General features: G+C 59.4%; 20 protein-coding genes, 1 tRNA gene and 2 pseudogenes. 7 read left to right on the forward strand and 16 right to left on the reverse strand.

Features of this window, described 5'->3' with window-relative positions:
- Positions 1–18: 18 nt before the first annotated feature.
- The 6 genes from J7024_RS24940 to J7024_RS24965 all read right to left on the reverse strand — a co-directional run bounded on the left by J7024_RS24940 (position 19) and on the right by J7024_RS24965 (position 9,204).
- On the reverse strand, positions 19–282 hold the full coding sequence (locus J7024_RS24940; RefSeq protein WP_124715503.1) for a PAAR domain-containing protein: 264 nt from the start codon (positions 280–282) through the stop codon (positions 19–21).
- A gap of 18 nt (positions 283–300) precedes the next feature.
- Positions 301–1,983 (reverse strand): type VI lipase adapter Tla3 domain-containing protein, encoded by a 1,683-nt coding sequence (locus J7024_RS24945; RefSeq protein ID WP_124827703.1) that lies wholly within the window; start codon positions 1,981–1,983, stop codon positions 301–303.
- The gene (locus tag J7024_RS24950) at positions 1,980–4,064 is read right to left on the reverse strand and encodes a T6SS effector phospholipase Tle3 domain-containing protein (protein WP_124827704.1); all 2,085 of its coding nucleotides are present in this window, start codon (positions 4,062–4,064) and stop codon (positions 1,980–1,982) included. The genes J7024_RS24945 and J7024_RS24950 overlap by 4 nt, the downstream gene beginning before the upstream one ends.
- A gap of 13 nt (positions 4,065–4,077) precedes the next feature.
- Positions 4,078–6,864 carry a type VI secretion system Vgr family protein gene (locus J7024_RS24955; RefSeq protein ID WP_409333473.1) on the reverse strand — a complete coding sequence of 929 codons (2,787 nt, stop codon included), beginning with the start codon at positions 6,862–6,864 and terminating at the stop codon, positions 4,078–4,080.
- A gap of 550 nt (positions 6,865–7,414) precedes the next feature.
- Entirely contained in the window at positions 7,415–7,873 is a 459-nt protein-coding gene (locus J7024_RS24960; RefSeq protein WP_124827706.1) for a hypothetical protein, read from the reverse strand.
- 956 nt (positions 7,874–8,829) lie between these two features.
- On the reverse strand, positions 8,830–9,204 hold the full coding sequence (locus J7024_RS24965; RefSeq protein ID WP_234745565.1) for a helix-turn-helix domain-containing protein: 375 nt from the start codon (positions 9,202–9,204) through the stop codon (positions 8,830–8,832).
- 117 nt (positions 9,205–9,321) lie between these two features.
- On the opposite strand from J7024_RS24965, the gene J7024_RS24970 reads away from it, so the two are divergent.
- Both J7024_RS24970 and J7024_RS24975 read left to right on the forward strand, forming a co-directional pair.
- Positions 9,322–9,717 (forward strand): hypothetical protein, encoded by a 396-nt coding sequence (locus J7024_RS24970; RefSeq protein ID WP_124827707.1) that lies wholly within the window; start codon positions 9,322–9,324, stop codon positions 9,715–9,717.
- Positions 9,718–9,782: 65 nt separating this feature from the next.
- Positions 9,783–10,235, forward strand: coding sequence for a hypothetical protein (locus tag J7024_RS24975; RefSeq protein ID WP_124827708.1), 453 nt, complete (start codon positions 9,783–9,785; stop codon positions 10,233–10,235).
- Positions 10,236–10,893: 658 nt separating this feature from the next.
- Here J7024_RS24975 and J7024_RS24980 read toward each other — a convergent pair.
- The 7 genes from J7024_RS24980 to J7024_RS25010 all read right to left on the reverse strand — a co-directional run bounded on the left by J7024_RS24980 (position 10,894) and on the right by J7024_RS25010 (position 21,650).
- Positions 10,894–11,418 (reverse strand): SMI1/KNR4 family protein, encoded by a 525-nt coding sequence (locus J7024_RS24980; protein WP_124827709.1) that lies wholly within the window; start codon positions 11,416–11,418, stop codon positions 10,894–10,896.
- Between the two features lie 9 nt (positions 11,419–11,427).
- Positions 11,428–15,675: an RHS repeat-associated core domain-containing protein gene (locus J7024_RS24985; RefSeq protein ID WP_234745566.1), complete on the reverse strand. Its 4,248-nt coding sequence runs from the start codon at positions 15,673–15,675 to the stop codon at positions 11,428–11,430.
- 21 nt (positions 15,676–15,696) lie between these two features.
- Positions 15,697–16,155, reverse strand: coding sequence for a DUF1795 domain-containing protein (locus J7024_RS24990; protein WP_124827711.1), 459 nt, complete (start codon positions 16,153–16,155; stop codon positions 15,697–15,699).
- A gap of 65 nt (positions 16,156–16,220) precedes the next feature.
- Complete coding sequence (locus J7024_RS24995; RefSeq protein ID WP_124827712.1) at positions 16,221–16,664, reverse strand: hypothetical protein; 444 nt, start codon at positions 16,662–16,664, stop codon at positions 16,221–16,223.
- A 15-nt stretch (positions 16,665–16,679) separates the two neighbouring features.
- A complete protein-coding gene (locus tag J7024_RS25000; protein WP_059599023.1) occupies positions 16,680–17,549 on the reverse strand; it encodes an ankyrin repeat domain-containing protein in 870 nt (289 codons plus the stop codon).
- Positions 17,549–20,548: a type VI secretion system Vgr family protein gene (locus tag J7024_RS25005; protein ID WP_124827714.1), complete on the reverse strand. Its 3,000-nt coding sequence runs from the start codon at positions 20,546–20,548 to the stop codon at positions 17,549–17,551. The genes J7024_RS25000 and J7024_RS25005 overlap by 1 nt, the downstream gene beginning before the upstream one ends.
- A 151-nt stretch (positions 20,549–20,699) precedes the next feature.
- A complete protein-coding gene (locus tag J7024_RS25010) occupies positions 20,700–21,650 on the reverse strand; it encodes a type VI secretion system baseplate subunit TssF (protein ID WP_234745567.1) in 951 nt (316 codons plus the stop codon).
- Between J7024_RS25010 and J7024_RS25015 the strand changes: the two are divergent.
- Together J7024_RS25015 and J7024_RS25020 are read left to right on the forward strand one after the other, a co-directional pair.
- Positions 21,630–21,815: pseudogene (locus J7024_RS25015) on the forward strand (IS3 family transposase); the annotation flags it as partial. The gene J7024_RS25010 and the pseudogene J7024_RS25015 sit on opposite strands and share 21 nt — an antisense overlap.
- A gap of 116 nt (positions 21,816–21,931) precedes the next feature.
- Positions 21,932–22,008 (forward strand) — tRNA-Met (locus tag J7024_RS25020).
- 247 nt (positions 22,009–22,255) lie between these two features.
- Here the strand turns inward: J7024_RS25020 and J7024_RS25025 are convergent.
- Both J7024_RS25025 and eco read right to left on the reverse strand, forming a co-directional pair.
- Positions 22,256–23,455 (reverse strand): right-handed parallel beta-helix repeat-containing protein, encoded by a 1,200-nt coding sequence (locus J7024_RS25025; protein ID WP_390679621.1) that lies wholly within the window; start codon positions 23,453–23,455, stop codon positions 22,256–22,258.
- Positions 23,456–23,936: 481 nt separating this feature from the next.
- A complete protein-coding gene (gene eco, locus J7024_RS25030) occupies positions 23,937–24,437 on the reverse strand; it encodes a serine protease inhibitor ecotin (RefSeq protein WP_096502123.1) in 501 nt (166 codons plus the stop codon).
- Between the two features lie 144 nt (positions 24,438–24,581).
- Here eco and J7024_RS25035 point away from each other — a divergent pair, with 144 nt between their 5' ends.
- Entirely contained in the window at positions 24,582–24,881 is a 300-nt protein-coding gene (locus J7024_RS25035; RefSeq protein ID WP_175752565.1) for a hypothetical protein, read from the forward strand.
- Positions 24,882–25,074: 193 nt separating this feature from the next.
- Here J7024_RS25035 and J7024_RS25040 read toward each other — a convergent pair whose 3' ends face one another.
- A complete protein-coding gene (locus J7024_RS25040) occupies positions 25,075–25,476 on the reverse strand; it encodes a hypothetical protein (protein WP_175752564.1) in 402 nt (133 codons plus the stop codon).
- A 117-nt stretch (positions 25,477–25,593) separates the two neighbouring features.
- Here J7024_RS25040 and J7024_RS25045 point away from each other — a divergent pair, with 117 nt between their 5' ends.
- Together J7024_RS25045 and J7024_RS25050 are read left to right on the forward strand one after the other, a co-directional pair.
- The gene (locus tag J7024_RS25045) at positions 25,594–25,974 is read left to right on the forward strand and encodes a DUF5594 family protein (RefSeq protein WP_124827719.1); all 381 of its coding nucleotides are present in this window, start codon (positions 25,594–25,596) and stop codon (positions 25,972–25,974) included.
- A gap of 166 nt (positions 25,975–26,140) precedes the next feature.
- A pseudogene (locus J7024_RS25050) lies at positions 26,141–26,363 on the forward strand (MFS transporter); the annotation flags it as partial.

Raw genomic sequence — 26,363 nt, forward strand, 5'->3', positions numbered from 1 at the left:
CCGCCAAACGTCGAAAAGCTACGCACGTCCCGATGTCGGAATCGACGAGATCAGCGCAGCGCCACACGATGTCTTGTGACCGTCAAAAGCAACCGCGCGACCATCAATACGGACGTTTTCGTCGCCTTCCACGATTTCGCAATGGTCGTGACCAGACATGGGGCAAGTGCAACGGTCCCCGACACATGCGACGGAGCGCCCCATCACCGTTGAATTCTCGCGGCCAGTTTGAACACGCCCACCATGCGAAGTCGAGTCACCGACACGTATTACCCCGCGCATACGCGCCTCCCAAACTGGTTAATGCGGCATCCGATATCGGAAGGGATTCGGGCCACGATGCTCCGAATTCTTGGCCTTGGTTGCCTCGTCCGGGGGACTGACCATCACTATGCTCGCTCGACCATCGTCCATCAGATTGATCGTCGCACTACTTCCGCCGTCCTCATAGTTCGCGATAGTCGCGAGCGACAATTGGACGAGCGCCGAACTAACGCCAGTATTACCGATGCGCCGACCGACATCGTAGCCCTCCTTGACGTTACCGAGGTCGATACCTTCCGTGTTCCCGTGCAACGCTTGCGTAAGTGGGATCGTCCACTCGCGATCTTGAGTTGTGTCATAAAACACTCGCGTGGGCTTTGCACCATCCGGTAGCGTCGCCACTGCTTGCTTCCAGCCCTCCTGCAACTGCTTCACTTGTTCCGCTCGCTTCAACAGCTTCCCGTTGTCATCGGTCAACTTGATGTCGACAGGGCGATGAAGGTAGCCCAACAGAGGCGCCTCATCGAACTCCTCGACTTGCCAGTTGGCCCAGCGGACCGGTAGGTACGGACTAGACTTGAATTCTCCTGGTCCCTTGTTGGTCACCTCTTTCCACAACTCGGGCAATTTCGATATCCACCAGTCGGAGCGCATTGTCGGAGGACCATAAAAGTGCCCTCCGGCTTCGGCCTCTACCTTCTCGGAAAAAGCACTATCCTCCTTCCAGTAGAAGTTCCACAGCTTGACGACGTCGTATTGTGTTTTTGTGCTATCAATATCACCTGGCATGTCGACCTGATACGGGCGAACAAGTTTATTAACCCGATCCGTTCTTGCGACAAGCAATGCGCTCATGCTATCGACGACAGGTGGAATAAACGCGCCCTGCGGCTCTTTAGCTGCTCCGGGTGTATTTAGCCCCCAACGATTAACCATACCATCTTGACTCATCACTAGTGCAGCCGGAACATCAGGATGCTCATCGAAAAATTTAAAAAGCTTGTCGATAGCAGGTGCCGCGCTGCTGGCATTGGCGTCATCCAACCAAAGAAATTGAGTAACGCCAAGCCCGGCCTTTTGGCGCACATCGGAAATTTCATATGCCGCTCGATAGTGGCTGTCAGCCCCTTTGGGCGGCCCATAAATAATCACAGGAACTGGCCAGTGATCAACAGCTTCGCCAGCGGCATATTTAAATGAGGCACCAGCAGCCACTTCTGCAAAGATCCTACGTTCATCCGGATTTTCCCCGTAATCCTTCGGGTCGGAGGAAAGAACCGTCTCGTAATTATTCGATTTTGCGACAATTTGCTTCCAGATCGTGTCTTGGTGTCGCCCTGTTACCGCCAGCCCAACCGCACGAATCTCCAATGCGTATTTGGCCCCCGTCCCTGCCAAAATTTTAGCGCTCTCGGAGTTCGTCTGCGGCGTGGCCACTTCAGCGGCCGCCGCAACAGGCTGCACCGTTGCTGCCCGACCTTCGCCATGCGACGCTCGCCAGATCCACTGCCCAGCATATGCAGCGGCAACCAAGCCTACAATTACCAAAAAACCGTTGCGTATCGTACTGCCCATATGCGGATCCTCGATGCCAGTGTTTTCCCAGTAGTGATATGACCGCACCAGCGTAACAGCCGTCCAAGCCAACGCCAGCGCGAAAAGTATCAACACGTACCCGCGCAACCGGGGGCGCGACAAAGGTGACAAGCTTACATTCATTGGCGTTTCTCGCGTTGAGCAAATGTCTCCCCGTCCACCATCTTTGGTGGTGTTTTAGGAACAATGTCGAACGGAAACTCCCCCCGAGAATAATACTTAGAACTTTTTTCAATTATCACTTGAGACGAACCAAGCAAACTTCCATAACACTTGTTATTCTGAACTTCTTTAAGCTTTGTTGAATCCAATTTCCAGTCAGCAATCGCCACCAACAGCTTCCTCATATCTGGATCATCGAGACTGCGTGCTTGACCAATCGCAACATCCATAGCCGCAACACGTCGCATGTTATTCGAATCTCGATAAATCGCGGAATGGTATGAATTATCGTCCCATTTACCACTATCCGTCTCCAGTCGCGCGCGTGTCTCGTTGGGCGATTCCTCACGCTCCCAATTTATTCCATACCCGTCGGCCGCACGAACGACGTTTGTTTGATCCTCGGGGTCCGCAATCTTGCTGTTATACCACTTCATGATCGCCGGGCTACCTTGCTTACGTACATCTTCGGGCAAGTCCGCCAATGGAATAAACTTCACCTTAGCTTTTGGATTACCGAGAAGCGTGTCACGCGCCACGTAGTCCGGCTTATCCTTACCCGCCTTGCGCTCCGTGCCGCGAATTGCTTCATCACCATAGAGATTTGGCTGATACGGCGGAAACAACTCATCTGCGTTGATCAAGCGCTTCTCGAACTTGTGGTCATCCCCAAGGTATTGCCCGTCATAGTATTCGGGTTTTTTCCCGACAAAACGAGGCCGACCGTATAAATCGGTAGGAACCTTCGACCAGAGTCGCTGGTAGAACCGATGAGCCTTCAGCACGTCCATTGCTTTTAGCGTCGTTGTAGATTTCATCGGCATCCCCAACACCTTGCGTGTTCCCTGCCACACTTCATCAACAGTGTCAGGCACGCCATGTGTGCCAATACCTTTGACCGTGACGAGATCCACCGTGGTGTCCTCAGTACAGAAGTACAAGTACACTTTTCCTCGGTTGTCCCGTTCCGTGAACGGATAGGCCTTTCCATCCTTGTCTTTTCGGCTTGCCTGCACGGGACTCCATCCGCGTCCGGTACGCCCCTGATGATCTGGGTTATCGTCCTTACAGACGAGTTGCGATAGCGGCGGCTCCGCGTGTGGATGTGCGGTGATTGCCTGGACAATGTTGATGAGAGTATTGAGCTTGCCGCGAAGCGTATAAGGAGTCGCACTCGGTTGAGCAATCTGGGCCATCGCAGGCTCGGTCAGGCTATACGGACTGTCGGCCAAGATCACACAGTCAGCACATCGCGAGCCGTCCTCGTTACTCTCCGCAAGCATCGCCTGCGCAAGCAGCGTAATAACGGTCCCTTGACTATGGGCCATTACCGTCACCGTTTCGTTCGGGTCAACTCTCCGGATCTCGCGAATCAACATTGCGAGACGTACCGCGGCCAGAACGTAGTAGTGCCGCTTCGGGCTTGACGAACTGTACTGGTAGTCGCTCATGAATAGACCAGCACCCCAGTTGGCAGCGTTGTCCATCCAGCCAGCATCGTACATTGCCGGAATATTCGTGGTTGCATTGTTGAACATCCCACCGCCTTTCGCGAACTTCTTGCCCAAGCGGTTTCCGTTGCCGTCCTGATACTGACCACGAAACGTCGACGGATTTTTTTCCCCGCCTTTGATCTCACCGTCCGACGCTCGATATCCCCAATAAAACGGGATAAACATACTATGAGTCTTGTCCTGACCTTCAGTGATTTCGGTTCGCTGATAAAGATAGGTGTCCGGATCGTACTTGATGTCCTTCCACTGATCAAAGTTGGGATTTTCACTCTTATACTTCACGGCCTTGTTAAAGAGTGCACCATACACACCCGGCTTCAGATCGCTGCGACTGAGGCGTTCGTTCAACCCTTCGCATAACCCCTGCTCGATGTGATCATAGTTGGCGCCCGGATCATTAACGCCATGCAGGAAAATTACAACGCCTGGCCGATCGGCCGGAATCTGGACGTTTCGCGGGCCGGGACGATTGGACATCGTCACAGCCATGCCCTGCGAAACAACGGTCGGTTGCGAGGTATTGGTCATCGTCGTAGCTAGCTCAAGCGAGCGGATTTTTCAGGATATCGATCTTGACGATCCGCATCGCATCGTCCGATACGAGATCTGTCAATCCGTCGGGGCCACTCTTGCCTTCGACGACGCGCCCATCATCCAGCGTCATTCGATATGCGCGGTTCGCGGCAACCGGCGTGTCGCCGTCTTGTCCCGGAAAATGCAATCGGAAACGCTGATCGGTTGGTTGGTTGGCGAATGAAGTCTTCGAAGCTTGTTGCGTTGATGGCCCGCCCCATTGATGCGAAGCTGATAGCAGCTTGATATCGCCGTTCGTGCCGAGCGTCACACCATCGCCGATCTTGATATAGCTGCCATCCTCAGCGACTAGCCGAATCGTTGGTGCGGTCACCAACACCTCGTTTTCGTTGGTCGCGATCTTAACCCCCTTCTGCGCATTCGCCGTTAGCGAATCAGCCTGAGCCTGCAGCAACATCGGACCTTCGCCTGCGACGGCTTGCACACCCGTGCCACGCGCAAACAACTGCATGCCCTGACCCGCAGTTGCGTTAAAACGCTGGCCGCTCATCAGTTGGAGATGCTGCTGCGCGACCTGATCGATGTTCTCACCCGCGTAGGTAACATGCGTCTTTGGAGTGACATTGACCGACCCAGCCTGCGCGCCTAACGCCATCAATGCCTGCGAAGTTGCTGCCGGCCCAGATCCGGACTCCGACGTACCGCTGCTTGGTGCCCAGCTCTTGAAAGCTTGCGAAACAGCGGCCTGCCCTGCCGTATCAGCAGCTTGGCCGCCGTGCTGCCCGGCGTAATCACCGAGCGACTTAAATAGCTCAGTACATTCACCAAGCAGTTGAAGTAATTCGTCGCGGTCGAGTTGCCCGCCGCTCGCCTGCGACCGCGCATAGGTCGTCAGAAGAATGCCTTGCGCCGCCCGTAAGGCGGCCGCTGCATCGGTGCGCAGTTCCGCGCCTTCGCCACGATCCTGCCCCACACCGTTGTCACGTGGTTGGGTCAGGTAGCCAAGGTTCAATTGGGTATGCGCATGCTCACTCGCCAACTGGCTGGAAATTTGCCCCGGTGTATCGTCCAGCCTGAGCTGGTTATACCGCTTGCCCTTAATTTCCTTTGTCTTGATCCCGGACACATAACGGTTTCCCGGCAATGAGCCGGTATGGGTAAATGTAGCCGGCTGATTCACGCCGTTCCCCAGCACCGAAATGATCACCAACCGGTCGGGATCGCCTCCGATGCTGCCCAGCAAAACCTCCATTCCGGCGCGAGGCAGGAACGAAGCCCCGAACTGTGCGCCCGCTAGGCTCGATGCAACGCGTATCGGAGCACTATCACCAACGTTGTCGTTAGTGCCAGCGCCTTGCGCGTGGGTGTGATCCGCCGGATCGAGCCCTTGGATTCGCACGTAAACTCGGCCGAGTTCGTCGCAGACGACTTCCTCGCCATCACGCGTCACTATCACACCAGTCATCAGGTGCACCGGCGGTAAATCGATTTTCGGATCGTAGGCCGGTGTGAGCGGCACACCACGGCGCACGCAGGTGAATGTATTTTCGTAACGCGTGTCCGCCTCCTCCGCCGACGCAGACGGCCGCGGTCGTGATTGGAACGCAAGATTGTGGCTTGCAGCGAACAGTGCCTGCACGCGTTCGGTCAATCCCTTTGGAAGATTGTTCCAGACCTCGTGATCGATCGATGTAAGGACGAACTGTCTCTTGTCGATCGGCTGCATATCCAAGTCTGGATCGCCGGCCAGGGTGATCCATGTGCCAACGGCAAGATCGCGTACGCCGCTTGCTCCGTCGTACTGCTCAGCCTCGAATTGATGCGCCAGCATCCGCGCGCGCGTGAGCCGTTCATGATCGTCCCACGAGTCACCCGCATGCGGGACGTCGATCGCCACGTCGGTCAAGAGCTTCGCAAGATCATTGCCGGCCTCGCCCTGATCAACGCTGCCCGCCACAGTCGATTCGTCGATTCGAGCCTTCTTGTAGTCCCACGATGGGCGGCTGATCATGCCCGGCACCAGCCGCGCATGCAGCGCAAACAACGTGACCGTATCGCGCTCCTCCGTGCCGGCATCACGAGGGTGCAGGCGCACCGTACCGGCTGGCGCTTGAGGTAGCGACCCGGGATCATCGCAACACACCAGTGTATGAGTCGGTGTGTCGTCATGGGTAGTGCGCTCGCTCTGAGCCGTCCCGGCTTTGGCGAAAACCGTGATCCCTTCACGACGCAACAGGCGACGTACGAATTTCGCGTCTGATTCGTTTACCTGTCGAGTTAATTCGCGAGCCGGATAGCGATCCCGGCTCAGACCGGACAGGTCGAACTCAAACGCACGAGCAAGAGCAGGACTGCGCTGCCGCCATTCGTTGAACAGCGTACCCAGGATGTCAACAACACTCAGCTTGCGAAACACTCGAGAATTGGTGCGCTTGTCCATCAGGGATAGAGCGTCGCAGACTGTGAGCTGGTACACACAGAGTTCGCCGTCGCTCTGGCCAATCTGTACGTCCTGGACGATCGCGTTGATCAAATGAAGCTGACCACGGTCAGTGACAAGCCGCACCGAGACAGGCACGCCGATGAACAGCTTCGGTGAAAGATCATGGCGAGCTGATACGCAGGTGAGGTGTCCGTGGATGCCGGCCATTAACCCCTCGCGAACGTTTGCGTGCTGAAGCGCAAGCAAATGCCCTAAGGTACTTTGCAACCGACCAAAGTTCAGCGCTACAGGACGCCTATTCCAGTCAACCGCCCCCGCGGCAAAGCTACTTATGGTTTCGGATAGTGACACAGCCGCCCTCTCGATTTTTTTTTCGATTTCGTATTGATTTAGGCGATCAACCCACATACCGGGACGAGCGAATCACCATTTCGTACATTACAGGATACCAAATCTACAGACGAGAGCAGGAGATTGGCGCAGCACCTGCATGTACATAGGCCTCATTTAACCAAAATTGACAGGCTGGCACGCAAATGTACCGAACCTTTCATGGCAGAAAGATTGTCAATTGCTTCGCTAATCGTGCCAATTGAAATCTATGCGAAGAAGAGCACCCAAAGCGCGTCCCTTCCATAGACATAGCTTCTTGCAAGCCGCTGTCCGTCTCTCGAAGGGTCACGTCGCTCAAAGAAGCAATGCGTATCCAACTGGTGGTTGCTGCCCGTCACATCCAACCGTCCGCGTCCCGCCGATCTAGATCGATGCTCGGCCCCATCCGTCATCAACATCATCCCCAGGCTGCAGGCTGGCACGGCAACCCAGCAAGTACGAAAACACCGCCCCGGCGGTCACAAATCGTTGCAGCGATGGTCAGCTCTTCGCCTGCCATGTCGCGCCTCTACAAGTCTTCGCTATCCGGGCTGATCGGGAATCCGAGGAAGCCCTGAACCCCTTGCCTCGGCTTAGTCGCTTCTCTCACGCTATTCGCTTGGGATCGGGGGCGTTTCGAGTCAATGCTGGCCATACCGCTTTGCGTCGACTTCGTGTTCGGACCTGGCACCGGTTGACACCGTTCCGCTTCCCGTCCGCCGTGCCGAGCTCGTCCCTTTCCATCCGCACGACGCATCGCATATCTCAGAGAATTGAGGCTCACACCGATGCCGTCTTGTGCTGCTTGTTCAACCAGTTCCAGCAGCGTGTAACCCTTTTCACGCGCTGCGCTGATTTGCTTTCGAATCGACTTGACGCCATCCCCGACCTTGACCGACTGCTCGTCTTTGGGTTTTTCCGGCAGTGCGTCAAGTCTGCGACCAAACGCTTCCCACTGCGCTCGCGTGAAACGTCTGGATACCGACATGACTCGCTCCGACATATACCGTTGATAGCATCTTGCGCAGGCATCAACTCAACGTCAACACTGGTTGAATGCGGTTTTCAGATGAAAAGAACGCATCAGAAACCAGAGGAATGTCTCGGAATGCAAAATATTTTTATCTTGTCGTCCATGTCCCATTCGACACGCGCGGAAGCACACCCGCCCTCTCATTCGTGCACACGCACGTAAATCTCGGCGACCATCATACGCTTGGCACGTCACCCCCAAGAACACCGAGAATGCATTCGATCGTACCAGCGCACGGACGCAACATGCACCACTAGCTCCCTGCAATTTGCGACGCCTTCGCGATACAGTTGCCGCTACCTTGCGTAGATGGTCGCAGCCAAGCGACCTTAGATCAGTTGCGATTCGCAGTCTGACGACACGGTGCGATTCGTCGAGCACACCATACCGACGATGCGGTCTAACACGCTACCGTCCACTCATCTACAGCTATCGCACTTGGGATCGATCGCCTATGCATGCCGGGCTAACTTTCTTGCGCTGCCAGCCTCACACTGCGACACATTGCGATTGCAGAGGACGCGAGTTTTCATTGCACACGATCTGCACATCGCGCGCGTAAAAATCACGTTAACGCCAAGAAAAATATGAAAAGCGAAGTAGTGCAGGATAGGCTTGCGCCGGTTTTGGGCGCCATGCACATGGAACTCTACGCGCACCATTGATAGGTCGAAGCAGTGAGGCTCAATTATCGGTATGGGCAGCATGTACGCCGCCGACTCACCATGACGGCAACTGAGAGCGTCTGGGTCCCACGTCCATGTTGATTGCGCCGGTGTAGCGGTGGCTGCGGCACGAAGTCGCGCCGAACCGGCAGCGAACGGTGTGTGCGGTTCAACCGCCGACAAGTTGCAGTCAGGGAGGTGTCCCCATATTCGCCCGCCTCGGCCAGTTACATCATCACGTTGCGATCAATTGTCCTCGGTGCCGTCCGACTCCCCCGACACGGGTCCGTTAATCGCGTCGACCAGCGCTAGCACGCCCCTCTTCTCCCGACTCTTCAATTCTCTGAAGCCTGCGAGAAGTCGCTCCTCCTCATCGGCAAGCCGGAGCGTCGCAGGATTTGACGTTTGACCAGTCAGCAGATACTGAACATCAACCCCGGCCTCTGCAATTCCAACCAGGTAGTTGGCGTCCGGGTACCGCAAACCCTTCTCATAGTTGGACTGCGCCTGTTTTCGAACGCCACCAGAGTTGCCCAATTCGTCCTGCGTCATACGCAGGCGCCGCCGCTCCTGCTTCAGACGCAGCGCAAAGTTATCCAAACGTGGATTCGCAGTTGACATATACGTTTTTGTTGACTAGCGTGATAAGTACACGATCGAGCTTCGACGTTATCGCGTGCAGGAAAATTCGACTGCATACGCCCCGAAAAACAGCAGTCCTTTGCTGGAGTAGATGCTATGTCATTCACCTACGAAATCTGCGGCACCTTGTCCGTTCTCGACAATTTTCGGCACAGTCATGCCCAACAGTTCGCCGAGAGTATCGCGAACCCGGCCGATGTCTATTTCGCGACCGATGCCGTCACGCACTCCTTCATGACCCGTATTCGCGGTGCGCTCACCGACGACGAAGCGGAGTCAGTCGAAGACACACTGGAAGAATTCTCCCAAAAATGGGCGCGGACCGGCGCCATCTTCAAACGCGTGCGGTATGGAGAGCCGTCGTTCGTTCCCGTCGGCCTCGCCGAACACGTCGAGCTGCTTGAGGAACTCGCCTACGAGCATCTGCAACTGGAGGCCTTCCTGCGGCGCCAAGCGCAGATTCTGGACAGGTTCCGGCAGCCAGCGCCCTGACACGCGCGACTTGATACGCCATTACCGACTGCAGACCTAGGATAACCGAATCAGCTGAGGATACGATGGAAGAACCAGCACGCTACGTCTTGTCGGGTGCGCTGCCCGTCCATGACGATTTGGAAGACGAACAGCTTGATCGGGTGTCCCGACATCTAGGCGGCATTGCCTCGGTGTACCTGAGGCACGACGAGGTGGCACACGCCGTCTCACTGCGCATCTCCGGCACGCTGATGCGTGACGACATGCGCTACATCGAGCAGCGCATCGAGCGGTTCGCCGAAGAAAACGCCCGCGCCGCTGCGATTCTACTGAGCGAGTGGAACTGCGAAACGAGCGAGCTCGTCGTGGGCATGAACTGGGACGCCCAATGCCTGATCCGACTCGGCGCAGTACAGGAACAACTCGGGAAGCTCACCGGACGGTACTTCGACTTTCTACTGCGACTTGAACCACCCGACGCTCCCGCCCACGGCAGCCCACTCCTGTGCGTCTCGGTCGGGACCGGCAATGAATAGCATGTCGACAGATGAGCAGATTTGGGCCGCAATATGCCCGCGGCATCTTGCGTCGCGACGAGGCGGGTTTGGGCCAGCGGCAGAATGTGCCGAGCATCGTCCTGCGCGAGCCCTCTACAGATCACCCCCTGGGGGTATTTTTGGGGGTATTTCTTCAAAGGTTGCCGGCTATTCCCATAGCCGGCGGACCAGCATGGATTCTGTCGGGGAGACCAGTCAAGCCGGCTTGGCGCGCGAGTTGACGAATCTGACGAAGAGCCTCGTTATCGCGACACGCTGGGCACTCGACCATCGTATCGAACAGATAGGATCTGCATCGGCTCGATTCGTGTCCCTGACGACATCGAAATCGATACTGCGCGTGCCAACCTTTTCTATTCTGGCTCCAGCAACTTCAGTCCATATGGGCGAAGTGCCTGGCGCATTCGTTTCAGCTGATCGACCGACAACGTTGCAGCTCCGCGTGATTGCTCTCGCATACCCAACTGCAAAAATGGCACTGCCAAATCAATCAGTGAAAATTCGAATCGACCGTACGACACGGCACAATCAACACTTGGCTCAAAACCGTAGCCGCGCATGACTCCCGCCGAACCGGGCGCCGCCCTATGCGGCGCTCTCGTAGCCACGATCTCCAGGAAGCCGCGACATTCGTCTTTTAGCCGGGCCAGTCATCGAGAGGGATGAACTGCATCTGCTTTGTTCCATCGACGATCGTATCCAGAAATTCTGAGAATCCATCTGCTACATAGTAGAGATTGCCACATTCGGCCACCTCTGCGATATCCGGCTTAGCAGTGTCGTCCGCATGCAGATGCGTTCTATCCCAATAAAGAACTTTGCGAGCGTCACCGAACTTCGCAAGTGCGTAGTAATTACCTCCCGGATCATCTCCGATCACAAAGAACTCATTCAGGAATCCAACCTCATCTCTGACTCGTTCATTTTGCTCCACCAAATCAAAATTACCATTGCTTGCACCGAGTCCAAATAGCGATGAAAATGAAATAATCCCATTATCGACACCTGAAAAGTCGAGATCTAGATAATCAGCGCCATCGATAAATAAACCATTCCACTTTCGCAATAAATTCGCATATTCCACCGGAATACCGAATCCAATCTGCGATTCCAATTTAGCGAAAAGCGGCTCCGCAGGCTTTACTCCATACAGAACTGGCACATTACCTCCTCAACACGACGGTTGGCTCTTCAGATTAGAGACGCCACCTCGATGGGTGAACTCACCGTGAATATCTTTCGGGACTTCCTGCATAGTTACCATGTTCTCGTGGTGGTGCCAAGTATTGTTTTTGTAATCCGCCACACTTCCAGCCTTAGCATCGGCCTTTCCAAAATCCCCTGTTGGCGCCTTACTATGATTCCCTTGCAACCCCTCGACATCCACAGATCTAACCGCGTACGGGCTGAAATCAGGATAGCCATTTGGATATCGGACAACAGTACCCTTTGCGTTGGTATATACCCACGTCCCCGACTCTACCTCGACGTGGACGGTCCCACCTTTATCGAGCCATTTCGTCACATCTGGCGAATTCAGAGGCTTCTCCCCGAACCAGCCCCACGGATCGACCCATCCGGTCGGATTGGGCGCATATGCATACAGATTATCACCACCCATCAACCCGATCGGATCGTGGTTGATGAACCGACCTACATCCGGATCATAGAACCGGAAAGTATTGTAGTGAAGGCCCGTATTTTCATCGGCATACTGTCCCGCGTAGCGGAGCGGCTGATCCGTGCGTGCCGCAGTCAGTTGTCGACTGCTCGGCTCGACCTTGCCCCACGCCGTATATTGCCCTGCCCACGCCAGATCTCCAGCCTCGTCGGTCACTTCCAGCGGTGCGCCAACCAGATCCGTATGGAAGTGGTATATCCGCGACGCTCGCTTCGCCGTGTCGATCGCTGCCGCCGCCAGTGCCTCTGCGATAACTGCATCGACGCGTGCCGCTGGAGAGTAGGACGCATCTGGGCTGTACACATAGCTGCTTACCCCAGTCTCGCGCACTTCCTGCGCGAGCCGTAACCCCTCCCACACAAACCGCTTCGTCTCGCTGCGCAGTTTCACGCCACGCACATCGAAACTGGTATCCGTCTTCGCAATACGCCGCCCAATCGGGTCGTATTCGAAACGGGTTTCGACTGCACCGCGCACGTTCTGCGTTCGGACTGCGATCAGCCGATTCTGCCCGTCGTAAGTGAAGCGCTGCGTCTGGTTCGCTCCGCGCAGCTTCGTCACCAGATTGCCGAACGGATCGTACTCGAAGCGCAGGTCTTGCCACATGAGCAGGCGGTTGCCTTCGACGTACCCGCGGCTCCTGCGCTGCGCATCGTCGAGCAGGTTGCCGGCGGCGTCCCACGTGAATTCTTCAACCTGCCGGTCCATCGTGTTCACCCGACGGGTCAGCTGTCCTGCGGGATCGTAGTTGTACTGTGTACTGCCACGCATGCCGTCACTCATCTCGATCAGCTCGCCAGCAGCGTCGTACCCGTAGTTGCGCCACAATTGACCGCGCCCACGGCCCAACACTTCGGGTTGGAATCCAGCCGACTGCCAAACCTTCCGACCGAGCGGATCGTATGCGGAACGCTGAGTCAACCGCCCCTGTGTGCGCATCACCTCACGATGCAGATCGTCGCGCTCGAAGTCGCTCACCACCTGATCGCCACAACGAATCTGGTGCACATGACCGGAGCCGTAACGCAGCATCTGCAAGGTCTGATCGTGAGGCAGCGCGAGCGTTGTCACGTTGTCAAGCGCATCGAGCGCATATTCGACTGTGCCATTCACACCGTGCTCGGCAACAAGACGACCCGCTTTGTCGTATTCGAAGCTCACGACGTCCGGCGTGATGCCAAGTGCAATACCTGCTGGAGTTGGCGTACGCTCAACCTTCACCGTCCGGTCACCCTTGTCGCGCTCAAAGCGGGTCACCTCGGTCGGTGTATGCTGGACCTTCAGATTGCCCATCCGGTCGCGCTCAAAGCGAATAGTGCGAATCGGGCGAATCGTCGTTGCGTCGCTGATCGGCGCCCCTACGATGTCAAGAGCAAGCAATTCGCCAGCGTCCCCATACTCGAACCGCCGCTGCACACCGTCAGGTCGCGTTTCGGTCAAGAGTCGGCCGCCGGCACTGTACGTGAACGTATAGCGCGCGTGGTCCTGCTGAAGCTCGCGAAGCCGGCCCTCGGCATCGTACCGATAACGGGTCCGTCGCCCTGCGGGATTGATCGCCTCGACGAGTTGCCCGCGAGCATTGCGCAGCGACTGTTGGACTCGTCCACCAAGGCCAACGTGCCGAACCATAAACCCAGCCGCATCATATTCAAAGGTCTCCGAACTTCCATCGGGATAGGTAATGCGGCGCGGCTCGCCGGTCGGACGCACATCGTACGTGATGCGTTGACCAAGCGCGTTCTCTCGCAGAAGTGGCAGGCCAAACAGATCAAAACGGGTTCGCGTGGTTTTACCAGAGCAGTCAGTGCGCGCAACGAGCTCGCCGAGCCGATTCCACTCCAGAGTCTTACGTCCCCCGAGTGCATCAATGTGCGCGATCGGCAGCGAGGTCAGTCCCTTCGGATACTCGTAGCGGTTTTCGCGACCAAGCGGATCCTGACTCAACAGCAGTCGACCTTGTGGATCGTATTCGGCACGCCAGGTGCCACCGTCAGCCCCGACAACCTCCACGGGCCGCATGCTGTTACCGTCATAGCGAGTTCGAGTCGTGCGCCCAAGTGGATCCGTCTCGGCGACGATCCGACCCGCGTCGTCGTACTCGAATGCTGCGGTGCGTTCACCCGGCAGCATCAGCATCACAGGCATACCTGCGTCGTTGTACTTGATCCTGTAAAAGCCGCCGTCGAGTTCGGTGTACTCGACAATCTGGAATTGCGCGTCGAAGCGCCAGTGTGCGGTGCGACCATCGGCGTGCCGAACATGGGTCTGCCGACCTTCGACGTCGTATTCGAACACCCAGTCCTCGCCCTCGCTGGTGCGCGTCGCGACGACGCGCGGCTGGCCTTCGATCGTCGACCATGCGTAGCTCGACGTGAAGCCCAGCGCGTTTGTGTGGCTCGCCATCAGGCCGTTGACATACGCAAATTGCCGCACAACCGACCCGTTCGCGTCCGTCACCAACGCTAGCTGGCCGTTCTCGTCGTATCCGTAAGCGACGGCCAGCCTGCGCTCATCGCCATGAACGAGCGTAATCGCGCTAAGGCGCCCGTGTTCCTGCTCATAATCGAGCACAGCTTGCAGCCCGCCGCACGTCAGAATCTCACTGACGCGCCCACGGCTGTCGCGCTCGAACTGGTACCACTGCCCCGCCTGATCCTCAATACGGCGTACCCAAGCGATGCGCCCCGAGTCCGGATCATATCGACCGAAATCGTAATACCGCTCGCCGAGGTCGTGCAGAATGTAGCGCCCGTCAGGCGTACAGGTCAGGTACCGTTGCTCGGCCTCGCTGAACGCCGCTTGTCCGGCACGCAGCAAAGGAAATCCACTCTCGCGCCCTTGCGCGTCGGTGTACCAGAGGCGCCCGTCGCGGGCGTGCAAACGAAGCTCCCACGGCAGCACCCAACCGCGGCCGAGCGTTCCCGCGTACTCAATGCCGCTCGAATAGAACCGCTTGATCGCGACCGGCATTGGACTCTGGATCACGTAGTCGGTTTCCGAGTCGGCCAGCAGAATCTTCCGCCCGGTCGTCACGTCGACCGGGTTGCCGAACAACCCGCCGATCGCCTTATTGATCGCGGGCCCAGCGACGTAGCGACCCACAGCTTCGCCGAGCACGTAGCCGCCGATAAACTTCGTTGCACACGGCATTACGGCGCGCGACAAGCCACCGGCCTGCTTCAACAGTCCGCCCAACCCGCCGACCAGACCCGCCAGCACGAACGCCCATTCCGTCGCGGTACGTAGCCAAGGCGGCACTTCGTCATCAACCGGCAGGTAAGTCTGGGTGCCGCCGTGAAAAAACGTGTCGTGCGAACCGTCGCCGACCGTCGCGCCGCAGGTAATCTTGTCGTCCTTTCGCGCCGCGGGACGCCCATTGATGAAAATGTTCGTCGAGCCTTGCGCGACAAGCGGAATGGGATTGTGCTTGCTGCAAGCCACGCCGCTCAGCGTCGCATAGGCCGCCGACAAGGAGTTGACGTAGACGTCCGGTGAACCAGCAATGATGTTGCCGGATTGCGAACTGAACATCTTCCCGATCGACTCCCCTATTGATAGGAGAGCCTGCGCTCCGATACCGGCCATCATGCCCGCCAGCAACGCCACGCCGAAGCCGCATGTGAATGTGGCGAAAGCGACTGCGGCGATCAGGGCGATGCCCAGCACGGCTCCGACCAGAAAGCCCGCAAGCGCGCTGGTGTGATCGATCGGATCAGTGACTCGTGCGGCTTCGTACACGATGATTGTCCTTTGCTGTTGTTATACCGACTCTTGTTCTGCCGGACGGTAGCCGTCGAGCCAGTTGCGCCACAATGCGTCGAGCGTTTCGCCGAAGCTCTTCGCGCTCGATGCGGTAAAGATCAGCACGCGCCCCGGGGCAACAATGAACGCACCTTGCCGTTGAAAAACGGTCTTCGGACCGTTCCGATAGGCAGCGTCAATGCGCTCCCCAGGCACTCCATCCGTTTCAGGTCCAAGCCGTTCAGACTGACGCGAAAGCACCCGGTGTCCCTGCAACCGCGATTTGAGCAGCGCGATCTGACGATCGATATACGGCGCAAGGGTCTCTCCGTCCTTGAGCCAGTCGCGTGCGACACTGAGGTTCGGCTGTGCGGCCGTATCGGCCGGCACGAAGAGATTGGTCGTGCGATCCTCGAAACCGTCCGGCAGAACGATGCTGCCTTCGTGAATCCGGATACGGTTTTCGGAATCCGTCATGCTGGTTCTCTCGAAATATTTGGAAATTGGAAGTTGTCGATATCAGCGTCCGCACCCGCCCAAACTCATTCGCCCGGCAGCGCAGCGGTGGTTTCACGACGCAAGCGCACGCTGCCCAACAGCAATGTGAGTTGCGCGATGAACCACGCGTAAAACGCGATCCCGAAGCTGGAAATCGGTGTCGCGCCTGCTTCGTTGAAATACCACTTCGACGTGAGCAGCGAACACAGTGCGCAGGCGAGCGCCGCAGCCGAAAACAGGCTGGCGCGGGCATATCGGTTCCGGGCGAGCTGAACGATCGCAACTAGATAGAGCGGATTGGCGAGCCATGCGGGATTGAGCATGAGCAGGCCCCACCAGCCCTGAACGAGAACCGACATCCCGCTAAGCGGCGCTTCCTTCTCGAAATACATCGCAGGCAGCATCAGGGAGAATATGTACAGCGCCCCGGACACTCCAAGGACTGCCTCTCGCCTGACACGCGGCGCCGAATCAAAAGCGCTCATCATTTCCGGAGTGCGCGTTCAATCCGTTTGGCCGGCCGGCGTCACGACTTTCTCACCGCGCGCGCGCATCGCTGCGCGTTGTGCCTTAGGATCCAGCGGCGGCCAGGGCGCGCCGGCCGTGACAATCTTGCGACGGATCTCTTCGATGCGCGTCCGCGCGGGAGAATCCGCAGTTGTGTGGTTCTTCAACTCGTTCTGCAGCACCCACCCGTACGAAACGCCAAGCTGGCTGGCGACCTTGGGATCCGCGCCGTGCGCAAGCAGATAGTCAACGACGTCCCACTGTTGAATCATCGTCGCCTCGAAGATCGCCGTCTTACCAAGCGAATCTCGGGCATTCACGTTCGCCTTGTGCTCGATCAGCAGCTTCAGTTGGGGCAACAGCCTGTTCTCGGCCACCGCGAAAATCATTGGCGTGTCGCCGTTGTATAGCCAGTTGGGATCGAGCCCGCCGTTCAGCAGCACGCGAAGGAGATTCGGCGTATCGGCCCGCAACGCGACATCGGCCACCGAGCCGCCGCTGGCGCCCACCGGCGCCTTGGGATCCGCCCCGTTCTTCAGGAGCACCGAAATGATCTGGTAGCGCGGATTCGACGCATCGTTCTTGACCGGGACGATTTCCTGCACTGCATACGACAGCAGCGTCGTATTCTTCGCGCCCGGCGCATTCAGATCGGTCTTCGGCGCGAGCTGCTGAACGCGGCTGAGATCGCCGTCATGAATGGCCTGAGCCAACGTGAGTTGCTGCCCCGAAAAGAAATCTTCCGGTGCGTAACGTTTGAAGCCAGTCATGTTCGTCCCTTGGGCTTGAGTGGGCCACCAGAGCGGCGAGGTCACTCCAACGAGTGCGGCAATCGCGCCGGCGGCTATTGCTTTCTTGTATCGCATCAGTGAGATGAATTCAGTTGGGAGACGAGGTCGAGTTGATCCTTCGCGACCTGCTGGTTGATCCCGTTCGTTACGTCACCCATCAGGTGACGTCCGACCGTGGTCACGCTCTCACCGTCGAGTGTGACGGGGCTGCCGACCGCTTTGGGCATCAGCGCCGCCGTACCGTCGCTGATCGGACCGAGTCGACCTTCCTGCAGCCCCGTCAGGATGTCGCCATCGACCCGGTAGGCCGTGATGTTGGCCGCCTGAGCAGTCCCGCCGTATTGCGCAACCGTCTCCGGATTGAGACCCGCTGCATTGAAGGTCACGGCTGAACCGCCGCTGGCCTGGGCTGCTGCGGACGCCAGCCCCCCACCCAGCGAGTGCCCGGTGAAATCGACGCCGGACGACGCACCGGCGGATTCGAGGTCCTTGCCGATCGTGACAGCATTGCGGTAGTACGGCGCATCCGCGCCGAGCCCTTGCGCCATGTTGTTGGACATGTCTTCGCCGAAGAGCTGCTGCGTCCCCTTGAACGCGACCGTCGGCTTCATGCTGTCGCCGAAGACTTTCGGATCGGGGATATACATTTGCGAACCGAAATTGCTGCCGGTTTTCTCGAAATCGCTCGGCTTCAGTCCGAATGCCTTGAGCGCTTCCGGATCGTTGCTGGCCATCTTCCATCCGGTCGGCGGCGGATCGTTCGGGTGATAGACGTGATCGGCGAGTTTCGCCAATTGCTGTGCTTTCAGCGAACTCGCCAGCTTGGCTGCGGCCGCGCGAGTCGCGGGGTCGGGACTCGCCAGCCCCTTCGCGATGGTTGCTTGCTCGGCCGCCCACTCAAGCGCGAGGGCTTGTTCAGCTGACTGCGCGCTGCCCCGATTCAGATGGATGACCGGTCCGTCGAGATAGATGCCGTTCGCGTTGATGACAATCGTCGAGGGACCGAAGGTCAGCTTGATGCTGTCCGGCGTCATCGTGACGACGCCTTCTCCGACGCGATGCTCGATACCGTCGCTTGCCTGATGGCTCTGCATGCCGGGCCCGGCTTTGCTCGCGATGGCCTTCGTGTTGATGACGTTCGCCGTGGTGTCGCGAGTCAGCGCGATGGTTTCCTTCAACCCGCCTTGCGCGATCTGCTTCGTCTCGCTGCCCTTGAGCAGAGAAATGGTACGTGCGCCGGCCTCGACCGTGTGCGTTTCCGAATCCTTGATGACCGTGTTCATATCCTTCTGCGCGTGCAGAAAGACTTCTTGCGCACCGTTCACGTCGGAAAACCGCAGCTCGTTAGAGCCCGCGCCTTTGTGCGTCTGGCTCTTGATCCCCATCGTTTGCCCTGCGGCGCCGTGGTATGGATTGCCCTGCTCGCCGTTGTACACGCGCCCCACGATGACCGGATTGTCGGGATCCCCCTGATTAAACGCGACCAAGACCTCTTGGTTGATCCGTGGGATCGCGGCCGCGCCCCACCCGTCGCCCGCCCACGGCTGTGACACACGGATCCACATCGAATCCGAGCCATCCATCTTGCCGCGGCGATCCCACAGGAAGTGCACCTTCACGGCACTCCCGTTGGTGTGGATTTCTTCGCCCTTCGGGCCGACCACAATTGCCGACTGCGTGCCGTGAATGACGGGCTTCGGGGTATTTCTGGGCGAACGATATGGAAACTTCTTTGGGAGCAGAGAAAATGTATTGCGGTACGGCAGATTTGCGTTGTGTTCCGTGTAGTCGTTCACCGCCTCGTGACGCACGTGCAGAATGGCGTATTCCTGATTGTTCGCCATGACGGGATGGTTCGTCACCGTCACGCTGCCTGCAGACGTCATCCGCCACGCATAGCCGCCGCCCGTATAGCGATGCGCGCTTGCTTCTTCCGCTTGCATCGCAATGCGTGCGTAACGGTCGCCGTCATCGCCGTAGTCGAACAATGACTGATGTTCGAAACGCTCCGTTGTCTCGAGCCCCGCATGCCGGAGATTCTCCGGCTCGGCCTGCGCCAGCATCAGCGGCGACGACGGATTCTGGTGATTGAAGTCGCGAAAGGCGATCTTGCCGACGCCGAAACGTCGACCTTCATGCAACTGGTCGATACCGTTGTCTTCACTCGCCGCGGTGGCGGCATACGGCAAATTGGCCAACCCAGCGATTGGGCGGAAAACGAAATTCGTATCGCCGATGACAAGGAAGTGCTTTTCCTTCTCGTACCGGTGCGTCCAGATCAGGCCTTCCTGCTCCATCAGACGCGCACAGAAGTTGTAATACGACTCCTGGTACATCACGATGTATTCGAGCGGCTTCTGCGCGGTCCGGATGTCGAACTCGAAATCGGTGAACCCGTGATCCTGGAAAATCTCGGTGAGGATGTCCTGAGCGGTCTTGTTCTGGAAAATCCGGCAGTCGGTCGAACGCGTCAGAAACCAGAACCACGGCGCCACCGTCATTTGATATTGCGTCACCTTGCCCGGGTTGCCGGCCCGGTCGAACGACGTGACGTAGCCGTCGAAGTAGCGAATGCTATCGGCAGCACCTGACGAAACGATGCGTTGCAGCGTCGACTGCCGCGCGCTCTGGTCGAGTCGGATCTTGATCGGTTGACCGATCAGGTGGTCGGGTGTCAGATCATGCTGGTGCGACAGCAAATCGAGGTGGATCTCCGGCAGCCGGTTCACGTGTTCATCGATAACCGCGGTGCTGACCAGCAGCACGTCCGGACCAAGCGGCGAGTCGATCGTCACGTATCGGTTCAGCTGCGTCAGGCGAGCGACGCCACCTGTAGCATTGTTAAGCGCGTCCGCAATAGCGGCGGGCGTCTTGTTCATCAATGAGAAGCCGGTCTGCGCAAGCTGGACAGCACGCTGCACGGTGTCGAGATGACCGGCGACGCCGGCGAGCGGGCCAATCTGGCCTGCCACCGTGGACGCAACCGGCCCGGCAAGGCCGCCAAGCGCGCTCAGCGAGCCCAACAGATTCCCGCCGGAACCGACCGGAACACCGCCATTCGGGGCGAAACTCATTTGAATACCCTTTATTTTCGTCTCAGGTTCTGTCCCCAACTGGCTTACCAGCGCGAGGCCCCGCTAATGTAGGACAAAACGTTTGCGAACGAAAGATGTCTGAAATACTCCTTTGCAATTTCCTTTCTCTCGCATTCGCCCAGGTCGTCTATCAGGCAAGTGGCTGGCTTCCCGGGCAGGGTTCACCGCGTCGCAGCACCGCGCCCGTATCGGCCGAAAACAACACAACTTGCACGAAGCTGGTAACCGGCACATAGGGCGTAAAAAATCGCTCCATCGCGCGACCCAGCCCATCAAGACTGAACCGCAGAAAGCGCTGCTCGTCGATCACGAGCCGAATCTCCAGCCCTTGTACAAAAGCAGAAGCGGGCTTGCCGGGCATCCAACGACGTATGCGAGCGTTTGACAGAGACACCAGGGCATCGAAGCGGCGCCCGGCGTCGGGCGCAAACATCGCAAAACGGGTACACAGCCGCTTGAATTGAGCGAGGCCATCGGCATTCAGCCGTATCGCCTGTGGAACCAGCCAAAACAGCAGCTCCCAAAGCTCCCCCCGACGAAAAACCGGCGCGGGGCTTGCACTCGGCGGAGCCAGCAGCACAATCTCGTCAGCGGAGTCCCCATCCCGTAGCGCCAGCTTCCGCTCGCGCATGCCAACCAGATTGCCATTCGTGCAAGACAAGGTAACGTCGAGTTGGCGCCGCGCGGCGGGATCGACGGGTTGACCGTTGGCGCCCACAAGGGCGAACTCCAAGCCGCGGAGCACCTCTCGGTTCACCGCGACTGCCCGTTCGTGCGGCGCCTCCTGACCTGGCTTGGGCGGTTCGGTGGCCGCCTTCGGCGCACGTCGGGACTCGTCGCGCCAAATCATCCAGTACAGTTCAGGCGCGGCCCCAAGCGCGTGCTGGAACGACTCGAACGGCGGCAGAATCGCGGTGCCTTCGGCGGTCGTTACGCGCACCTGGTCAACCGACCAAACTTCCGTCGTAACCGCTGTTTTGAGCGAAAACGGCTTAAGCGCGTAGTGCGCCAGGCCTGTCTTCGTTTCGATCGGCTCGGCGTTGCTCGAGAACAGGTTAACTTCGGCGCAAGCCAGCGGCACACCTGCGCGTTGTTGCAACTGTCCCGCACGGTCTACCGTTACGAGTCGGTCGCGCGGGATCAAAGTGCACTGGAAATGCGCATCAAGGAGATCACGGAAGTGCGAGTGCATGACGGTGCGCCGCGCGTGTACGTGATGCTTCGCCGGGAAGGCTGGAGAGACAATGGCCAAGCCCCTTCGCAGCGCCAGAGACAGGGCCGGCCAGCAATACCGGGCGCGCATCGTAAAGAGATTGCCCCATTCGTTTGACACGGAGGTAGCACTCCGCGTACACTTCGCGCCGCGGGGTGGAGCAGTCTGGCAGCTCGTCGGGCTCATAACCCGAAGGTCATAGGTTCAAATCCTATCCCCGCAACCAATTTCGAAGCCCGCTCTGCGTCAGCAAGCGGGCTTTTCTCATTCGCCCCGACGATTGCCGCCAGATCGGTAAGCGCAGAATGCCCGGCGTCTTCGACGGCTGTTGTCGCCCCCGGTGCGGTAGACGTAGCGGCCCTGATCAACCCGCTGTCGACAGTCGCAACCCGGCGCTCGGTGGAGCTGTATCCGTTCGGTTTATGAAGGCAGTGCGGCAAACGGGCTTGTACAAAGGCACCGTCCGGCGCTCCTCACTGCATCAACCCCGTCCTGACCTGCGGCATCAAGCTCGCGCTCGCCCCGGCCACCGTCAACGCCCCCGCCAACGACGCCCCGGCCGGCAGCGCCAGCACGGTGCCATCGCCAAGCTGGTTCGCATCGACGACGATCTGGCTCGCCGCGCAGCCGTTCGTCAGCAACTGCACCGGCGAGCCGACGATCGAAGCGAACGTATTCCCCGTCACGCTGAACGAGCACACGTTCCCGTACGCCCGAAACCCCGAATACCCGACTCCCGACACCCGGTTATCGGTCACCGCGACGTCCGACACCGTCCCCGACCACGTATCCAGTTCGATCGCAGCCTGCTGCGTCGGCTGAAGCCCGTTGTTCACGGTCGAGTTCTGGATGTTGGTGACGGTATTGCCCTTGATGACGACATTCGACGCCCCGTATGTCTGCCAGCTGTCTTCCTGCGCGACGAGGATGCCCGCCGCCTTCTGAACGCCGTCGACCGTGTTGTTCGAGATCGTCACGCCCTGCCCGCCGACGACTGAAATGCCGCGCCCCCAAGCGTTGCCCGACACCGCGTTATGGTCGATCAGCACGTTGCTGCTCAGACGGCCGTCGCCGATATAGCTGACCACGGCGATCAGATCGTCGCCGGTGCCGGTCACCGTGTTGTTCTGCACCAGCACGTTGGTCGAACCGTAGGTCGTATGGATGCCGTCGGCGAGCGTCGCCCGCACGGTGTTGTCCACGATCGCGACGCCGCTGCCGCCGAACACGAAGATCCCGGCGCTTGCACCGCCCTGGATCGTCACGCCGAGCACCTGAACGTCCGTGCCCGTCACCTCGACCTTGGTCGACTCGGGCGTCGTGAGGCGCGTCGTGCCGGTGCCGGCCAGCGTCACGCCGACGAGCGTCGAACCGGTGCCGCTCATCACGATCGTCTGGTCGGCCGGATTCGTGGCGGCCAGCGTCGCGCCGTATCCGGAAATCACCGCCTGCGGCACCGTCACCGCGAGCGAATGCCCGACGACGTAACGCCCCGGTGCGATGATCAGGCGCTGGCCGGCCTGCAGGCTGTCGATTGCCTTCTGCAGTGCGTCGGCCTGATCGCTGCCGTCCGTGGCCGGAGCGATCGTCATGTCCGCGATGACAACCGGCTTGGCGCCGTTGACGGGCTGAAGTGTCGCGCCGGCCGTGCTGGACGAACCGGCCGTCGGCACAGCACTGCCGGAATTCGTCGATGAAGTGGATGTGGCCGATGAAGCCGAAGCGCCGGATGCCGCGCCGGCAGGTTCGGCCGGCGATGTCGATGTGCTCGCAACTGTCTGCGGTGCGGGCCCCGCGTTGTCGTCGCCGCCACCGCATGCGGCAAGACCAAGACAGAGCGCGGCAAGCGTTGCCCGATCGACTGTACGCATACGATGTTCCACTAGCCCAAGGTGGCCTCATCGTAAGTACGCCAGGCTACTTTGTAAATAAATAATCTGGCGTGCTTCGCATCAACCGTTCGGTATCCTCTGTCATTCATCGCAGCGTCATCACGACGACATGCGACATGCGCTCGCGCGTCTACGTGACAGTCGAACTGGCGATATGGATTCAGGCAGGCGACGGCGCAAGCCGTCGTGATCGGGAAATATCGTGCAAACCGCACGCAGCCACGCGGCGACAGGCGCCCCGCGCGGCCGCGCCAATACCGCTTTACTGCGTCACTGCATGCTGCACGTCCTTCGACGCATGCCACACGCGGTAGCGCACGTCGAAACCGTCCGGCACGTACACGACGAGCGGCAGACGGCTGTTGTAGCGCAGCAGCTGGCCGTCGCCGCGCACCTGGACGAACCGCTGCTGCGGCGCCTGGCCCGGGCACGCCATCAGCGTCGATGCCGGCCCCTTCACGTCGGTCAGCCGATAGTACGTATAGCCCCAGCCCTTCACGTCCTCGGCGGTCAGCTCGCCGCCGAACCATTGCTGGTTGCAGTCGGTCTGCAGCGTCTTGCCGATCATCAGCTCGACGCGAGCGTCGCCCTCGTTCTCGAGCGCGGGCAGCGCGATCACTGCACGCTGCTGCCCGGCCGCCGGCTGCGGGAACATCTTGATCGACTCGGCCGACACGGCGGGCGCCGATGCGGGCCCGGCCGCGCACGCGGCGGCGGTCGTGACGCAAATGGCGGCCAGGACAGCCCGGATCGCGAATTTCATCGATATGCTCCTCATAAACAAAATAGGCCCCGGATGCTAACACTTTCGTCGCAACGGCTTACGAATCTGTAATTTGACGACACAATTGCAAACAGCCGGCAATCTCCGCGCGCGGTACTTATAGGGGAACCAAGGGAGAACATCATGCTGAAGCTCATTGCTGCCGCCGGCGTCGCCACGTTGCTGGCCGGCTGCGTCGTCGGTCCGGAGGCCGGATACGGCTACGGACAGCCCTACTATTCCGATCCCGGCTATGCGTACGGCCCGTCACCGGTCTACGGCACAGTCAATATCTGGGGCGGTGGCGGCGGCGGACGCGACTGGGACCGCGGACGTCGCGACTACCATCGAGGCGGCTGGGGTCACGGCGGCGGACGTCGCAGCGACTGGAACGAAGGCGGTGGCGGGCGCGGTCATGGCGACGGCGGCGGTCATCGCCACTGAGCCAGGCGGTCCAATTGCAACCGTTTGTATCCGCACGCCGCCTCGCGCGGCGTGCCGTGTAGCGCACGAGAATCTGTATTCGCGAAATGACAAAGGCCCCCGCATCATGCGAGGGCCTTGCTTTTTGTCGTCCTGCGTACCGGCGGCTCGATCGGCGCGTACCACGCCGCGCCGAATCCGGCCATCCTCCCGCTTACCAGCCGGCCGGCTGTGCATAGCCACCCGATACGGGCGCACCGCACACGTACGCACGCTGATAGCGGTCGTAGCAATAGTTCGGGCCGTCGCCCTGATACTGCGCCTGCTGATAGGTCGGATAGTCCGGCTGCTGATACGCCGGTGCCTGGTAGTAGGTCGGCGGCTGATAGGCCGGCGCCTGATACACGGGCGCCTGGTACGCGACGGGCGGATTGATCGCGGACGTCACGATCGCGCCGAGCACCGCGCCGCCGATCAGCGCGCCGATGACGGCGCCGCCATCGCGGCCGTGTGCGGACGCCGGACCCGCCGCGACGAGCGAACCGGCGAGGACACATACTGCGGCAATTTTTTTCATGATGGACTCCCACGCGAAGTGGTACTGGATGCGATGCATTGTGGCGGCACCCGGCCGTAATAGATGCAGCAAGTGGTAACGCGCCATTACGGGTATCACGCACGCCGAAACGCGGCACCGCCGTGCTACGATTTTCGGCATACAGGAGACGCCTTCATGCAGCCCGAAACCGCCCGCCGTTTCGATACCGAATTCGCACCGCGCATCGCGCAGGCAATCGCCGCTTTCTTCGCCGATCACGTCCAGGCCGACGTCATCCCGTACGGCGGACACGGGCAACCGACGCGCGTACGAATCCGCAGCGCACCGCACGAGCATGTGAGCGGCTATGTGCATCCGCTGAACCTCGAGCTGACCTGGGACGGCGACGAGATCGAACGGCTGATGGAGCCCGACGGGCCCGCACGCTTCGAGCACTACCTGGGCGCGCTGCCGAGGAAGCTGAGCGCATGGGAAGGCGCACGCGACATCGATCTGGCATCGCGCACGCAGGCCGACCCGCTGGTGCGGCTCGGCGGCCTCGACTTCGAAGGCTGAGCGCGCGTCGACGGCGGCCGATGCGAGCCGGTGATACACTCGATCGGTCCCGCTTCGGCGCAGTTACCGTGCCGGCCTGGCCATTCACCGCCGCCTCCACCCGTGGGCATGGTTGCGCACGCAACCGGCATCCGGGCGCGCGGACAACCCCACTTTCGCTCCCGTCATGAACGCCGATATCGGCCTGCCGCTTCCGCAACGCTACTGGGCGATCGTCTGCGTCGCACTGGGCATCACGCTCGCCGTACTCGACGGCGCGATCGCTAACGTTGCGCTGCCGACGATCGCGCGCGACCTGCACGCGTCCGACGCCGCATCGATCTGGATCGTCAATGCGTACCAGCTCGCCGTCACGATCACCCTGCTGCCGCTCGCATCGCTCGGCGAGC

This window comes from Burkholderia sp. WTPI3 (assembly GCF_021483755.1).
Taxonomy (GTDB): domain Bacteria; phylum Pseudomonadota; class Gammaproteobacteria; order Burkholderiales; family Burkholderiaceae; genus Burkholderia.